Source organism: Streptomyces sp. NPDC031225, assembly GCF_055570355.1.
Genome location: NZ_JBVIHJ010000007.1, coordinates 1 through 13,650 on the forward strand (window position 1 = coordinate 1; position 13,650 = coordinate 13,650).

13 protein-coding genes are annotated in these 13,650 nt (G+C 71.4%); 7 read left to right on the top strand and 6 right to left on the bottom strand.

Features of this window, described 5'->3' with window-relative positions; translation table 11 throughout:
- Positions 1 to 199: 199 nt before the first annotated feature.
- From ACZ48Z_RS13625 to mscL, 3 genes are all read left to right on the top strand, one after another.
- A complete protein-coding gene (locus ACZ48Z_RS13625; protein WP_468736009.1) occupies positions 200 to 1,033 on the top strand; it encodes an S-methyl-5'-thioadenosine phosphorylase in 834 nt (277 codons plus the stop codon).
- A 159-nt stretch (positions 1,034 to 1,192) separates the two neighbouring features.
- Positions 1,193 to 1,762 (top strand): hypothetical protein, encoded by a 570-nt coding sequence (locus tag ACZ48Z_RS13630; protein ID WP_468736010.1) that lies wholly within the window; start codon positions 1,193 to 1,195, stop codon positions 1,760 to 1,762.
- 138 nt (positions 1,763 to 1,900) lie between these two features.
- Positions 1,901 to 2,356: a large conductance mechanosensitive channel protein MscL gene (gene mscL / locus ACZ48Z_RS13635; RefSeq protein ID WP_468736011.1), complete on the top strand. Its 456-nt coding sequence runs from the start codon at positions 1,901 to 1,903 to the stop codon at positions 2,354 to 2,356.
- A 22-nt stretch (positions 2,357 to 2,378) separates the two neighbouring features.
- On the opposite strand, the gene ACZ48Z_RS13640 is transcribed toward mscL, so the two are convergent.
- Positions 2,379 to 2,561, bottom strand: coding sequence for a hypothetical protein (locus ACZ48Z_RS13640; RefSeq protein ID WP_468736012.1), 183 nt, complete (start codon positions 2,559 to 2,561; stop codon positions 2,379 to 2,381).
- Positions 2,562 to 2,728: 167 nt separating this feature from the next.
- On the opposite strand from ACZ48Z_RS13640, the gene ACZ48Z_RS13645 reads away from it, so the two are divergent.
- The 4 genes from ACZ48Z_RS13645 to ACZ48Z_RS13660 all read left to right on the top strand — a co-directional run bounded on the left by ACZ48Z_RS13645 (position 2,729) and on the right by ACZ48Z_RS13660 (position 7,454).
- Positions 2,729 to 3,967, top strand: a complete 1,239-nt coding sequence (locus tag ACZ48Z_RS13645) for a low temperature requirement protein A (protein ID WP_468736013.1) — start codon at positions 2,729 to 2,731, stop codon at positions 3,965 to 3,967.
- Positions 3,968 to 4,023: 56 nt separating this feature from the next.
- Entirely contained in the window at positions 4,024 to 5,082 is a 1,059-nt protein-coding gene (locus tag ACZ48Z_RS13650; protein WP_468736014.1) for a P1 family peptidase, read from the top strand.
- Positions 5,083 to 5,294: 212 nt separating this feature from the next.
- Positions 5,295 to 6,530 carry a L,D-transpeptidase gene (locus ACZ48Z_RS13655; RefSeq protein WP_468736015.1) on the top strand — a complete coding sequence of 412 codons (1,236 nt, stop codon included), beginning with the start codon at positions 5,295 to 5,297 and terminating at the stop codon, positions 6,528 to 6,530.
- A gap of 177 nt (positions 6,531 to 6,707) precedes the next feature.
- Positions 6,708 to 7,454, top strand: a complete 747-nt coding sequence (locus tag ACZ48Z_RS13660) for a DUF6227 family protein (protein WP_468736016.1) — start codon at positions 6,708 to 6,710, stop codon at positions 7,452 to 7,454.
- 78 nt (positions 7,455 to 7,532) lie between these two features.
- Here the strand turns inward: ACZ48Z_RS13660 and ACZ48Z_RS13665 are convergent, their stop codons facing one another.
- The 5 genes from ACZ48Z_RS13665 to ACZ48Z_RS13685 form a co-directional block, all read right to left on the bottom strand.
- Positions 7,533 to 7,790, bottom strand: coding sequence for a hypothetical protein (locus ACZ48Z_RS13665; RefSeq protein ID WP_468736017.1), 258 nt, complete (start codon positions 7,788 to 7,790; stop codon positions 7,533 to 7,535).
- 99 nt (positions 7,791 to 7,889) lie between these two features.
- Positions 7,890 to 9,944, bottom strand: a complete 2,055-nt coding sequence (locus tag ACZ48Z_RS13670; protein ID WP_468736018.1) for a PTS fructose transporter subunit IIABC — start codon at positions 9,942 to 9,944, stop codon at positions 7,890 to 7,892.
- A 142-nt stretch (positions 9,945 to 10,086) separates the two neighbouring features.
- Positions 10,087 to 11,034: a 1-phosphofructokinase gene (gene pfkB / locus ACZ48Z_RS13675; RefSeq protein WP_468736019.1), complete on the bottom strand. Its 948-nt coding sequence runs from the start codon at positions 11,032 to 11,034 to the stop codon at positions 10,087 to 10,089.
- 12 nt (positions 11,035 to 11,046) lie between these two features.
- Positions 11,047 to 11,808, bottom strand: a complete 762-nt coding sequence (locus ACZ48Z_RS13680) for a DeoR/GlpR family DNA-binding transcription regulator (protein WP_468736020.1) — start codon at positions 11,806 to 11,808, stop codon at positions 11,047 to 11,049.
- Between the two features lie 256 nt (positions 11,809 to 12,064).
- Positions 12,065 to 13,603, bottom strand: coding sequence for an MFS transporter (locus tag ACZ48Z_RS13685; RefSeq protein ID WP_468736021.1), 1,539 nt, complete (start codon positions 13,601 to 13,603; stop codon positions 12,065 to 12,067).
- Between the last annotated feature and the right edge of the window lie 47 nt (positions 13,604 to 13,650).

The following is a 13,650-nucleotide window of genomic DNA, read 5'->3' on the forward strand; positions in this document are numbered from 1 at the left end:
CCCCCCCCCCCCCCCCCCCCCCCCCCCCCCCCCCCCCCCCCCCCCCCCCCCCTTCTTCCCCCCCCCCCCCCCCCCCCCCCCCCCCCCCCCCCCCTTTCCCCCCCTCCCCCCCCTCCCCCCCCCCCCCCCCCCCCCCCCCCCCTCGGTGTTCCCCCACTCCGCTCGCCGCCCGATTTCGGCGCCGGATACTGTGCTGGTCATGGCGAACGCAGAGATCGGCGTAATCGGAGGCTCCGGCTTCTACTCGTTCCTCGACGACGTGACCGAGGTCCGGGTGGACACCCCCTACGGTCCGCCCAGCGACTCCCTCTTCCTCGGCGAGATCGCCGGCCGGCGGGTCGCCTTCCTGCCCCGGCACGGACGCGGCCACCATCTGCCGCCGCACCGGATCAACTACCGGGCCAATCTGTGGGCGCTCAGGTCCGTGGGGGCCCGGCAGGTGCTCGGCCCGTGCGCGGTGGGCGGGCTGCGCCCCGAGTACGGCCCGGGCACGCTGCTCGTGCCGGACCAGCTGGTCGACCGTACGAAGTCCCGGGCGGGAACGTACTTCGACGGGCTGCCGCTGCCGGACGGCGCGGTACCGAACGTGGTGCACACGTCCCTGGCCGACCCGTACTGCCCCGTCGGGCGTGCGGCCGCGCTGAAGGCGGCCCGCGGGCGGGACTGGGAGGCGGTGGACGGCGGCACGCTCGTCGTGATCGAGGGGCCGCGCTTCTCGACCCGCGCCGAATCGTTGTGGCATCAGGCGCAGGGCTGGTCGGTGGTGGGCATGACCGGTCACCCTGAGGCGTCCCTCGCCCGTGAACTGGAGCTCTGCTACACGTCGTTGACCCTCGTCACCGACCTCGACGCGGGTGCCGAGACCGGCGAGGGCGTCTCGCACGACGAGGTGCTGCGGGTGTTCGCGGCCAACGTGGACCGGCTGCGGGGCGTGCTGTTCGACGCGGTGGCCGCGCTGCCGTCACCGGATGAGCGGAACTGTCTGTGCGTGAACGCGCTGGGCGGGATGGACCCGGGGTTCGAACTGCCTTAGTGGGGGCGGGGGTTCCTGCTCGGGAACAGGGGCGGAAGTTCTCGTTCGGGTGAGGGAGTTTTCCACAACCCGTCGGTAGTCCACCGGCTTCGGCGGGAATCGGCGCGGGGCCTCATCGTGGCAGGGCAAACCGATGCCTCGTCACAGGTGGTGGCCCTCATGTCCTCCTTCGCTCCCTCGCCCGCCGGGTTCCCCTCCCCGTCCGCCTTCCCCTCCGCCGTCGCTTCGCGCCCACCCGGCGCCGACGCCCCTCCCATCTGCGAGGTGCCGCACTTCGCTCCCGTGCGGGTGCGCGGCGGGTGGTACCAACTACGGCGGCTCGTACGGCACCGCAGGCGGGCCGTGGCCGTCGGTCTCGCCGTGACCGCGGCCGCGCTGGTGGCGGCGGGCCCACGGGGCGACGACGGGGCACGGGGACATCCGGTGGCCGAGCCCGTACCGGGGCGCCGTGCCGTGGAGACGGTGTCGGCGCCGGTGCGGATCGCCGACGGGGCGACCGTCCGACTGCTGCAGCCCGGGGACCGGGTCGACGTCATCGCCGCCGAGGACTCGGCCCTTGGCGGTGAGGCCCAAGTGGTCGCGCGCGGGGCGCGGGTGACGAAGGTGCCGGAGCCCGTGGACGGCGTGAGCGAGGGCGGGGCGCTGGTCGTGCTCTCGGTGCCTCGGTCGACGGCGGCACGTCTCGCGGGCGCGGGTGCGACGGCACGGCTGGCGGTGACACTGTGGTGAGCCGCGCGGTACATCCAGTGCGCACCTTTGTGCCAAGTCGCCCTTTCGAGCTACCCAATTGGACAGGGTCACCGCACGTTGACGTAGGTTGCGGAGCTGTTTGTTCCACAAGCTGTGCGTGCGAGAAGAGGCCCCTGGGTGAGCGAGAAGAAGCCGAACGTCTGGGAGGGCTTCAAGGCCTTCCTGATGCGCGGGAACGTCGTCGACCTGGCAGTAGCGGTGGTCATCGGCGCCGCCTTCACCAACATCGTCAACTCAGTGGTGAAGGGACTCATCAACCCGCTCGTCGGGGCGATCGGTACCAAGAACCTCGACAGCTACAGCTCGTGTCTGAGCGACAGCTGCAAGGGCGACGAAGGCATCCGGCTCCTGTGGGGCTCGGTCCTCGGCGCCACCCTGACCTTCGTGATCACCGCGGCCGTCGTGTACTTCCTGATGGTCCTGCCGATGTCGAAGTACCTGGCCCGGGCGGAGGCCCGCAGGAAAGCGAAGGAGGGCACCCACGAGGTCATCGAGATCACCGAGCTGGAGGTCCTCAAGGAGATCCGCGACGCGCTGGTGGCGCAGCGGGGCTCGGGGCACGACGGGCGCTGACGGCCTGGGCCGTGCGACTCGCTCAGAGGTGGTGGGGCGGCTTCTCGTCGAGGAAGCGCTTCAGGTCGGCCGCGCTGTCACCGTCGGCGCGCGGCCGGTCGCCCCAGCCACGGTCGGTGTCGTCCGAGGACTGCTGGTCCAGCGGGTCGTCGAAGATCAGCGCGGCCTTGGGCTCACGCGGCTCGGCATCGGGGGCGGTGCTCATGCGTCCAGGGTACGGCCCCGGTACTCCGGGCCACGTGTCCATGCCGGCCCCCGTACCCGTGACCGGGCCCGCGCCCGCCGCTGTTCCGGCTGGTTCACCAGGCCCCGTCCCCTCGTCCCGGATCCCCGCGCAAGCAATTCCGCGCGCCATCTGCTGTGCTTGGCCGCATGACGTCCAGTCCGACTCCCACTCCCACGCCCACTCCTGCCCGGCCGCCGGGTCGGCAGAGCCCTCTGCGCAGGCTCACCGCCCGCGGCCGGGACGAGGCCCATCGGGTCGCCTCGCCGCTGGAGCTCTTCTTCGACCTGTGTTTCGTGGTGGCCATCGCCCAGGCGGGCGTGGCCCTGGTGCACTCCGTCGCCGAGGCACACGCCGGCGAGGGGATCATCAACTACGCGATGGTCTTCTTCGCCATCTGGTGGGCGTGGATGAACTTCACCTGGTTCGCGTCGGCGTACGACAACGACGACGCCCTCTACCGGGTCGTCACCCTGCTGCAGATCGCCGGTGTCCTGGTCCTGGCGGCCGGGGTGTCCAGGGGGTTCGAGGATCACGAGTACCTGGCCGTGTGGCTGGGCTACGTGATCATGCGGTCGGCGCTGATCGTGCAGTGGCTGCGGGTGGCGCGATCGAGCGAGGCCGCGGAGCGGACGACGGCGCTGCGGTACGTGTTCGGCGTGCTGCTGTGCCAGGTCGGCTGGCTCGGCCTGGTGGTCCTGCCGGAGGGCGGGCGGGCCTGGGTCTTCCTGGTGATGGCGCTGCTGGAGATGTGTGTGCCGGTCTTCGCCGAGAAGGACCACCCCACGTCGTGGCATCCGCACCACATCGCGGAACGCTACGGGCTGTTCACAATCATCGTGCTGGGCGAGACGATTGCCGCCGCCACGGTCGCCGTGAAGTCCGGCATCGACGAGAACGACGCGCTGGGCGAAGTGCTGCCGATCGCCGCGGGCGGACTGCTGATCGTCTTCGCCGCCTGGTGGATCTACTTCGTGGTGACCATCCATGGCCACCTGCGCTCCAACAAGCAGGCGTTCCTGTGGGGTTACGGCCACTACCTGGTCTTCGCCTCGGCCGCCGCGATCGGGGCGGGCCTGGAGGTCGCCGTGGAGCAGGCCGTCGGCAAGGCGCACATCTCCACGCAGGCCGCGTCGGCCGCGGTGACCCTGCCGACCGCGCTGTATCTGCTGACCGTGTGGCTGCTGCACTCGCGCCACTTCAAGGTGGGTGTCCCGCAGCAGCTGGTGCTGCCGGTCGCGGCGGTGCTGGTGATCTGCTGCACCTTCCTGGGCGACCGGGCGGTGTTCGCGGCGGGCGTCGTGGCGGCGCTGGCCGTGGTGACCGGGACGACGCTGACCGCGCGGACGGTGGCACGGGAGCAGCGGGAGCCGGTTCGCACGGTGTGATCCCGCCGGGCCGTGCGGGAGGGCGGCTGGTCGAGACTGGTGTCATGACAGATGCCATGACAGTCGACGCTCTGACGGACGTCGCCGGGGTGCGCGTGGGACACGCGACGCGCACCGGGGGCGGCTGGCTCACCGGCACCACCGTCGTGCTCGCCCCGGAGGGCGGCGCGGTCGCCGCGGTGGACGTGCGCGGCGGTGGTCCCGGCACCAAGGAGACCGACGCGCTCGACCCGCGCAACGTGGTGCAGAAGGTCGAGGCGATCGTGCTGACCGGGGGCAGCGCGTACGGGCTCGACGCGGCCTCCGGGGTGATGGCCTGGCTGGAGGAGCGGGGGCGCGGGGTGCGGGTCGGGCCGGATCCCACGCACGTGGTGCCGGTCGTGCCCGCCGCCTGTGTCTTCGATCTCGGGCGGGGCGGTGACTTCCGGGCCAGGCCGGACGCGGCGACCGGGCGGGCCGCCGTCGAGGCCGCCGCGGCCGGTGCCGTGGGTGCGGTGGTGCGGGAGGGCTGCGTGGGGGCGGGGACGGGGGCCGTGGCCGGGGCACTGAAGGGGGGTGTGGGCACGGCGAGCGTGCTGCTCGACTCGGGGATCACCGTGGCGGCGCTGGTGGTGGTCAACGCGGCGGGGTCGGTACTGGATCCGGAGACGGGGGTGTTGTACGGGGAGTTGTTCCAGGGGCGGGTGGACCGGCCGGAAGCACCGGTGCACGAGGCCGCGCGTCGGCGACTCGCCGAGACCGCGGCGAGGAACGCGCCGCCCCCGCTGAACACCACGCTCGCGGTGGTGGCCACCGACGCGGAACTGTCCAAGGCGCAGGCCCAGAAGGTGGCTGGTACGGCACACGACGGCATCGCGCGCGCCGTGCGTCCTGTGCATCTGCTCCACGACGGCGACACGGTGTTCGCGCTGGCCACGGGTGCGCGGCCGCTGGACACCGGGCATCCGCTCGCGCTCAACCCCGTGCTCGCCGCGGCGGCGGACGTGGTGACGCGGGCGATCGTGCGGGCCGTGCGGGCGGCGGAGTCGGTGGAGGGGGCGGGGGGTGTGTGGCCGGCGTACGAGGAGTTGTACGGGAGCGCCGGCGAAGGTGGAAGCGTGCCGCCCACGGCGTGACGGGTGCATGTGGGTGCGTTGCGCCCCTGGGTGCCGCGGCGTCCGCAGGGGCGTGAGGAACCGTGTGGACCCCACGTCCATGCCCGCGTTTCGTCCCGGTTCTGTCACGTGGGGCATTTGACGGGCTGTGGGGGAACCCGCGCGGGGACCGGGTCCCTCCTCCTTCACGGCACGGAGCGGACAACGCACATCACACGAACCGGGAGCAGCCCGTGACAACGCCGGACACAGCAGCGCGGCGCGCACTGGGGGCCTGTGCCGTCCTGATGGTCGGCGCCCTCGCCCTCACGGCGTGCGGCGGCAGCTCGAACGCGCAGAACGACGACAAGGGAGCCAAGGGAGACAAAGGAGCCGCCCGGGTATCGAGCGCGGAGATCGCCATCTCCGCGAAGAACGGTTCGACGGGTGCGTCGATCAACTCGACCGGCGTGAAGGTCAGTGACGGCACCCTGACGGGCGTGAAGATGACGGTGGCGGGCACGGGGCAGGACGTGCCGGGCGCGATGGCCGCGAACGGGGTGAGCTGGAAGCCCAAGGAGCAGTTGGAGCGCGGCACGAAGTACGAGATAGCCGCGACGGCCAAGGACTCGGACGGCAAGCCGGTGACGGCGAAGTCCGTCTTCACGACCGTGTCCAAGGCGAACAGCTTCATCGGGACGTACACACCGGACGACGGGACGACCGTCGGGGTCGGGATGCCGGTGTCGTTCGGCTTCGACAAGGCGATCAGCGACAAGAAGGCCGTGCAGTCGCACATCACGGTGACGTCGAGCAGCGGCCAGCAGGTGGTCGGGCACTGGTTCGGCTCGCAGCGGCTCGACTTCCGGCCCGAGGAGTACTGGAAGGCCGACTCGAAGGTCACGATGAAGATCGACCTGGACGGGGTCGAGGGCGCCAACGACGTCCGCGGGGTGCAGGAGAAGACCGTCAGCTTCACGATCGGACGCTCGCAGGTGTCCACGGTGGACGCGGACACACAGACGATGAAAGTCGTACGGGACGGTACGACCGTCAAGAGCGTGCCGATCTCGACGGGCAGCCCGGAGTTCACCACGTACAACGGGCAGATGGTGATCTCCGAGAAGTACAAGAAGATCCGTATGGACAGCAGGACGGTCGCCCTGGCCAACGCGTACGACATCCCTGACGTCCCGGACGCGATGCGTCTGACGCAGTCGGGGACCTTCATCCACGGCAACTACTGGTACAACAAGGCCAACCCGCCCTTCGGCCGCCAGGCCACCAGCCACGGCTGCGTGGGACTGCGGGACGTGAAGGGCGGCCGGGGGGACACTCCGGCCAAGTGGTTCTACGACAGTTCGCTCATCGGGGACGTGGTGATCGTCAAGAACTCCCCCGACAAGACGGTGGCACCGGACAACGGGCTCAACGGCTGGAACCTGCCCTGGAACGAGTGGGTCGCGGGCAGTGCGGTCAGCACGTCCTGATCGCCGCAACCCCCTCCCGATCAGGGGGTTTTGACGGATCGTCGGGCCGCGTGGGAACTTCCTGCGCGGCCCGGGGGTTTTCCGGGCGTACGTTTTCTCGGTTCCCGGACATGATGTCCGACCGAGGGGCTACGGTATGCACCCACAAGGTGACATGCAGCAACGCCGGGAGAAACCTTGAGCGTTCCGTACGAGACGACAGCGTACGAACCACCCGAGTCGCCCGAGTCTCCGGAGGAGCACCTCGCGCGACTCCTCGGTCGTGCCCTGAACTCCTTCGAGCTGCCCGACGAGGCGATACGACAGCTGGACTGCGCGCTGGCATACGACAGTTCGCTGCACTCCGCGCACCACAGCGCGGGCCTGCACCGCGAGACGTACCGGCACACCTGGCTGCTCGCCGACGGCTCCGCGCTCACTCTGTGGGAGCTCGTCCACAACACCGCGCGGGACAGCGTCCCGCAGCACGAGGTGTACGTCGACGAGGAGGAGCTGCGGGCGGCCACCGCGCGACTTCCCTTACCGCCGGACGCACCGGACTTCGAGCTGCCGGTGACGGTGCAGCTCTCGCCCGTGCAGCCGCCGCGGCACGCCTATGTGCCCGACGACTCGGCGGACCACGCGCGCCGGCTCCTGCGCCGCGCGGAGAACGCGGACCGGCCGGGTCCGGAGACGGCCGACCGGCTGACCGAGGCGTGCGCCCACCAGATCACACAGGCCTTCGGACGCCCGTGCCGGGCGGGGAGCGCCGGGCTGGGCTACTCCCTGTACGAGCACGCGTTCCTGCTGCGCGACGGCGCGGAGATGTCCCTGTGGGAGGTCGAGCACACGGCGACACCCGACGGACGGCACATGTGCGAGGTCTACGTCAGCGAGGACGCGGCCCGAGAGGCGATGGAGCGGCGCGCGGCGCAGGTCTCCTGAGCGACCGCCCTGCCCTCCGACCACACACCACCCAGGTCCACACCGGCCTGTCCCGCGGTGCGGTGTTCCGGTGAAGTGTCAGCGGCCGCTGACGAGTTGTCGTACGAGACCCGCGAACGCGTCCTTCTCCGCCGGTGTCAGTTCGACGGTCTCCAGGTGGGGACCCTCGCGGCGCTGGTGCGGGAGCGCGGGCAGGGAGCGGGCGGCGGCACGCCAGACGGTGGCCTCGAAACGGCCGCGGCGCAGCATGTAGACGAGACCGGCCGACCAGGCGAGGGTCACCAGGACGAGCAGGGTCATCGCCAGCAACTGGTAGACGGAGACGTGCTCAGGCATGCGGTCCAGTAGACACCACGGTCCGGGACTTCGGCCCCGGACCGTGACGTATCTCGCAGGTGCCGTGAACGACTCACAGCCGCCCCAAAGGGGCAGGGGTCACGCGGCGACCGGCTGCTTCCGCTCGGCCGTCGAGGCGTCGGCGGTCTCCGTCGCCGCGCCGGCCGTCGTCCCCGCGGCCGGCTTGCGCATGCTCTTCAGGACCACCACCAGGGCGGTCGTGACGCACACGCCCGCCGCGATGGCGATCAGGTAGAGGAACGGGCTGCCGATCAGCGGGACCACGAAGATGCCGCCGTGCGGGGCGCGCAGGGTGGCGCCGAAGGCCATCGACAGGGCGCCGGTGACCGCGCCGCCCGCCATCGAGGCCGGGATGACCCGTAGCGGGTCCGCCGCGGCGAACGGGATCGCGCCCTCGGAGATGAAGGAGGCGCCCAGGACCCAGGCGGCCTTGCCGTTCTCGCGCTCGGTCTGCGTGAAGAGCTTCTTGCGGACGGTGGTCGCGAGGGCCATGCCCAGCGGCGGGACCATGCCCGCGGCCATCACGGCGGCCATGACCTTCATCGCGGAGTCGCTCGGGTTCTGGACGGCGATGCCGGAGGTCGCGAAGGCGTACGCGACCTTGTTGACGGGGCCGCCGAGGTCGAAGCACATCATCAGGCCGAGCAGGACGCCGAGCAGGATGGCGTTGGTGCCGGAGAGGCCGGACAGCCAGTCCGTCATGCCCTTCTGGGCCTCGGCGATGGGCTTTCCGACGACGACGAACATCAGGAAGCCGACGATCAGCGAGGAGATCAGCGGGATCACCACCACCGGCATGATGCCGCGCAGCACCGGTGGGATCCTGATCCGCTGGATCGCGAGGACCACGCCACCGGCCAGCAGACCGGCGACCAGGCCGCCGAGGAATCCGGCGGCGATGTTGGAGGCGATCATTCCGCCGACGAAGCCGGGGACGAGACCGGGGCGGTCCGCCATGCCGTAGGCGATGTATCCGGCGAGGACCGGGATCAGGAAGCCGAAGGCGACCTGGCCGATCTGGAACAGCAGGGCGCCCCAGCTGTCGATCTCGGTCCAGGAGAAGTGCTTCATGACCGAGGGCGCGCTCGCGATCTGCCAGCCGCCGATCGCGAAGCCGAGGGCGAGCAGCAGACCGCCCGCGGCGACGAACGGGACCATGTAACTCACGCCGGTCATCAGCCACTTGCGGAGCTTGGTGCCGTAGCTGTCGCCGGACTCGCCGGCCCGCTCGACCGGCGTTCCCGCGCCTGCGCCTCCGCCCGCCGTGACCTCGCCGCGCGCGGCCTTCTCGCGCACCTGGGTGATCAGCTCGGCGGGCCGGTTGATGCCCGCCTTCACACCGACGTCGACGGTCGGCTTCCCGGCGAAGCGGTCCTTGTCGCGTACGGGGACGTCGTGGGCGAAGATCACGCCGTCCGCGTCCGCGATCACGGCCGGGTCGAGCCGGGTGAAGCCGGCCGAGCCCTGCGTCTCGACGACGAGTTCGACACCGGCCTCGCGGCCCGCGTTCTCCAGGGACTCGGCCGCCATGTAGGTGTGGGCGATGCCGGTCGGGCAGGAGGTGACGGCGACGATCCGGAAGGGGGCCGCCGGGGCGTCGGGAGCGGGGTCGGCCGTTGCGGCATCGGCGGAGGCCGCCGCCGATGCCGCAACGGAGTCTTCGGTGGCGCCCGCGGTGACCTCGGCAGGCGTTTGGTCCCCGCGGATCAGCGCCGCCGCGCTCGCCGCGTCCCCCGCCGACCGCAGCGCGTCCGTGAACTCGGTGTTCATCAGCTGCCGCGCGAGCGAGGACAGGATCGTCAGGTGGGCGTCGTCCGCGCCGGCCGGTGCGGCGATCAGGAAGATCAGGTCGGCGGGGCCGTCCGCGGCGCCGAAGTCGATGCCGGCGGCGCTGCGGCCGAAGCCGAGCGTGGGCTCGGTGACGTGTTCGCTGCGGCAGTGCGGGATGCCGATGCCGCCGTCGAGGCCGGTCGGCATCTGGGCCTCACGAGCGGCCACGTCGGCGAGGAAGCCCTCCAGGTCGGTGACCCGGCCCAGGGCGACCATGCGTTCGGCGAGGGCTCGGGCCGCCGCTTCCTTGGTGTCGGCGGACAGGTCGAGATCGACCAGGTCCGCGGTGATCATGTCGCTCATCGCGGGCTCCTTCGCACGCGTATCGCCCGGGGAGTGGAGTGGGCGGGAGGAGTGGGGACGGGGGTGATGCGGTGGGGACGGGTGGGGCTGGTGGAGGGGGTGACCAACGGGGAGTCCACCGTGGTGAAGAGTCTGAGGTCCCTCATGACACCGGCTCCTTCAGTACGCGGTCCACAGGCACCTCGGCCGTGACGGTCACCGCGGACGGGTCCAGGTCGTCCGGGGTCGGCATCACGCTGCCGGGCAGCTGGACGGCCGCCGCACCGTGGGCGACCGCGGAGGCGAGCGCGTCGGGGCCGCTGCCGCCGGCGATCAGGAACCCGGCGAGCGAGGAGTCACCGGCGCCGACGTTGCTGCGTACGGCGTCGACGTGCGCGCTGCCGAACCAGGCGCCCGTGGCGTCGACGAGCAGTTGCCCGTCCGCGCCCAGGCTCGCGAGCACGGCGCGGGCGCCCATCTCGCGCAGTTCCTCGGCGGCCTTCACGGCGTCGCCCACCGTGGCGAGGGGGCGTCCGACGGCCTCCGCGAGCTCCTCGGCGTTCGGCTTCACCACGTCGGGCCGTTCCCGCAGGGCCTCCAGCAGCGCGCGTCCCGAGGTGTCCAGCGCGATCCGCGCTCCCCCGGCGTGCGCCCGAGCGACCACCTCGGCGTACCAGGACGGCGCGAGCCCCCGGGGCAGGCTGCCGCAGCACGCGATCCACGAGGCGTCGCGTGACTGCTCACGGACGGTTTCCAGGAGCAGTTCCTGCTCGTGGGCCGACAGTTCGGGCCCCGGCGCGTTGATCTTCGTGAGCACTCCGTCCGACTCCGCGAGCGCGATGTTCGACCGGGTCGCTCCGGCGACCGGCACCGGTGCGACCTCGATGCCCTGCGCGTCGAGCAGATCCGCCACGAGCGCTCCCGGCGCACCGCCGAGCGGCAGGACGGCGACCGTGCGCTGCCCGGCGGCGGCGACGGCACGCGAGACGTTGACGCCCTTGCCACCGGGGTCCATGCGTTCACCGGTGGCGCGGATGACATCGCCGCGCTCCAGGGACGGGATCTCGTACGTCCGGTCCAGGGACGGATTCGGGGTGACGGTGAGGATCATGCGCACTCGTTCCTAGACACACAGCACATCCGTGCCGCCGCGCTCGATGGCGGCGGTCTCTTCGGGGCTCAGCCCGTTGTCGGTGATCAGCAGGTCCACGTCGCTCAGGTCGCCGAAACGGGCGAAGTGCTCCTGGCCGTGCTTGGCGGAGTCGGCGAGGAGGACCACGCGGCGGGCGGCGCCGATCGCCGCGCGCTTGACGGCGGCCTCGGCGAGGTCGGGGGTGGTGAGGCCGTGCTCGGTGGAGAAGCCGTTGGCCGCCACAAAGAGGACGTCGGCCCGGATCTCGCCGTACGCCCGCAGCGCCCAGGCGTCGACGGCGGCGCGCGTACGGTGTCGTACCCGCCCTCCGACGAGGTGGAGCTGGATGCCGGGGTGGTCCGCGAGGCGGGCCGCGATCGGCAGGCTGTGCGTGACGACGGTGAGCGAGGCCTCCAGCGGTACGGCGGCGGCCAGGCGGGCGACGGTCGTACCGGCGTCGAGGATCAGGGTGCCCTCGGCCGGCAGTTCGGCGAGGGCCGCCTTGGCGATGTGGTCCTTCTCGTCGGCTGCGGTCGTCTCGCGCTCGGCGAGGTCCGGCTCGAAGTCGAGACGCCCGGCCGGGATGGCCCCGCCGTGCACGCGGCGCAGCAGCCCCGCGCGGTCAAGGGCCTTCAGGTCCCGGCGGATCGTCTCGGCCGTGACCTGGAACTCCTCGGCCAGCGAGATGACGTCCACCCGCCCGCCGTCACGCGCGAGCCGGAGGATCTCCTGCTGCCGCTCCGGTGCGTACATGTCCGTTCGCCTCCGACCCGTGCCCGAACGTGTGGTTTCAGTCGGAGGCTACGCTCAGATTTCCGGAAAGTAAACAGGTTCGGGCGCGATCCGGGCATGAACGGACTTCCGGTTGAGTCCGAACCGGACGAAGGAGCACGCCGGAGAGCCGGAGGAAAGAGCACGCCGGAGAGCCAGGCGAAGGAGCACGCCGGAAAGGCCCGGCATCTCGAAAGACTGCCGGGCCCTCACCGGACACCTCACCCCACCGGACACCTCACCCCACCGGCTGCGGCTCCCGACCCTCCACGGCCACCGACTCCGAAGCCCCCTCCACGTGCTGCGCGGGCCGCTTCGGCAGCGCGAACATCAGCAGGAAGATGACGGCCATCACCGCGGCGACCCACCCGAGCGCGTGCTGGAAGGCGTCCACGAACGCCGGTCCCACCTCGACGGGCCGCACATCGTCCGGGACGACTCCGAAGAACACGACCGACACCAGGCCGAGCCCGAGCGCGTTGCCCATCTGCTGCACGGTGTTGATGAGCCCGGACGCCGAACCGGCGTGCTCGCGCGGCACCTCCGAGAGCACCGCGTCCGTCAGCGGCGCGACGATCAGTCCCATGCCGACGCCCATCACGACCAGCGGCAACGCCATCTGCCACGAGCTGATCCCCATGCCGTACCGGTCGGCCTCCCACAGGTAGAGCAGCACACCCACCGCCATCAGCAGCGCGCCGGCCTGGAGCACCTTGCGCCCGAAGCGCGGGACGAGCTGCTGCACCGACAGACCCGCGGCCGTGGAGACGGCGAGGGAGAACGGCACCCCGGTCAGCCCCGCCCGCAGCGGGCTCCAGCCAAGGCCCGTCTGCATGTACAGCGTCCACACCAGGAAGAAGATGCCGAGGCCGACACCGAACACGGTCTGCACCGCGATGCCGGCGGCGAAGCTCTTCACCCTGAACAGGGACAGCTCGACCAGCGGCGACCCGTCCCGCGCGGCCTTCCGCTTCTCGTAGGCCACCAGTGCGGCGAAGACGAGGGGCGCGGCGGCCATCGACATGTTCCCCCACACCGGCCAGTCCAGTTCCTCACCGCGGGTCAGCGGATAGAGCAGCATCAGCAGCCCCAGCACCACCAGGCCCACGCCCACCAGGTCCAGCTTCAGCGCCCGCGGCGCCTTGGACTCGGTGATGAAACGGCTGCCGAGGATCAGCCCCGCGATGCCGACCGGCAGGTTGATGAGGAAGATGGGCCGCCATTCGAGACCGAACAGGTTCCCCTCGGTCAGCAGAGCGCCGAGGAGCGGACCGGACACCGCGCCGAGTCCGACGACGGCGCCGAACAGCCCGAACACCTTCCCCCGCTCGTGCGCCGGGAAGGTCGCGTGCACGATCGACAGCACCTGCGGCACCATCATCGCCGCCATGCCGCCCTGCAGGATCCGGGCGGCGACCAGCATCTCCGGGTTCGCGGCGAGGCCGCACAGCGCGGAGGCCAGGGTGAAGCCGCCGATCCCGAAGAGGAACAGCCGCTTGCGCCCATGGATGTCACCGAGCCGCCCGCCGGTGATCAGCCCGGCGGCGAAGGCGAGGGCGTAACCGGCGGTGATCCACTGGATCTGGCTGACGGAGGCGCCCGAGTCCTGCCGGATCGACGGGATGGCGATGTTGACGATCGTGACGTCGACGAGGTCCATGAAGGCCGCGGTCATCACGATGGCGAGGGCGAACCAACGTCGCCGGTCGCCTGCGGCGGACTGGGTGCCGGGCTGTGCTTCGGGAGTCCCCGAAAGGGTGGTCTCGCTTGAGGTCATGCCGCAAAGCTACGACCCCATTAGGTCAGATCGTGTCCTACTTCTAC

Bases quoted from the DNA above. Each gene is read 5' to 3' on its own strand.
- ACZ48Z_RS13685 (WP_468736021.1), bottom strand. From the start codon at position 13,603: ATGACCTCAAGCGAGACCACCCTTTCGGGGACTCCCGAAGCACAGCCC.
- pfkB (WP_468736019.1), bottom strand. From the start codon at position 11,034: ATGATCCTCACCGTCACCCCGAATCCGTCCCTGGACCGGACGTACGAG.
- ACZ48Z_RS13630 (WP_468736010.1), top strand. From the start codon at position 1,193: ATGTCCTCCTTCGCTCCCTCGCCCGCCGGGTTCCCCTCCCCGTCCGCC.
- ACZ48Z_RS13670 (WP_468736018.1), bottom strand. From the start codon at position 9,944: ATGAGCGACATGATCACCGCGGACCTGGTCGATCTCGACCTGTCCGCC.
- ACZ48Z_RS13680 (WP_468736020.1), bottom strand. From the start codon at position 11,808: ATGTACGCACCGGAGCGGCAGCAGGAGATCCTCCGGCTCGCGCGTGAC.
- ACZ48Z_RS13650 (WP_468736014.1), top strand. From the start codon at position 4,024: ATGACAGTCGACGCTCTGACGGACGTCGCCGGGGTGCGCGTGGGACAC.
- ACZ48Z_RS13665 (WP_468736017.1), bottom strand. From the start codon at position 7,790: ATGCCTGAGCACGTCTCCGTCTACCAGTTGCTGGCGATGACCCTGCTC.
- ACZ48Z_RS13625 (WP_468736009.1), top strand. From the start codon at position 200: ATGGCGAACGCAGAGATCGGCGTAATCGGAGGCTCCGGCTTCTACTCG.
- ACZ48Z_RS13640 (WP_468736012.1), bottom strand. From the start codon at position 2,561: ATGAGCACCGCCCCCGATGCCGAGCCGCGTGAGCCCAAGGCCGCGCTG.
- ACZ48Z_RS13645 (WP_468736013.1), top strand. From the start codon at position 2,729: ATGACGTCCAGTCCGACTCCCACTCCCACGCCCACTCCTGCCCGGCCG.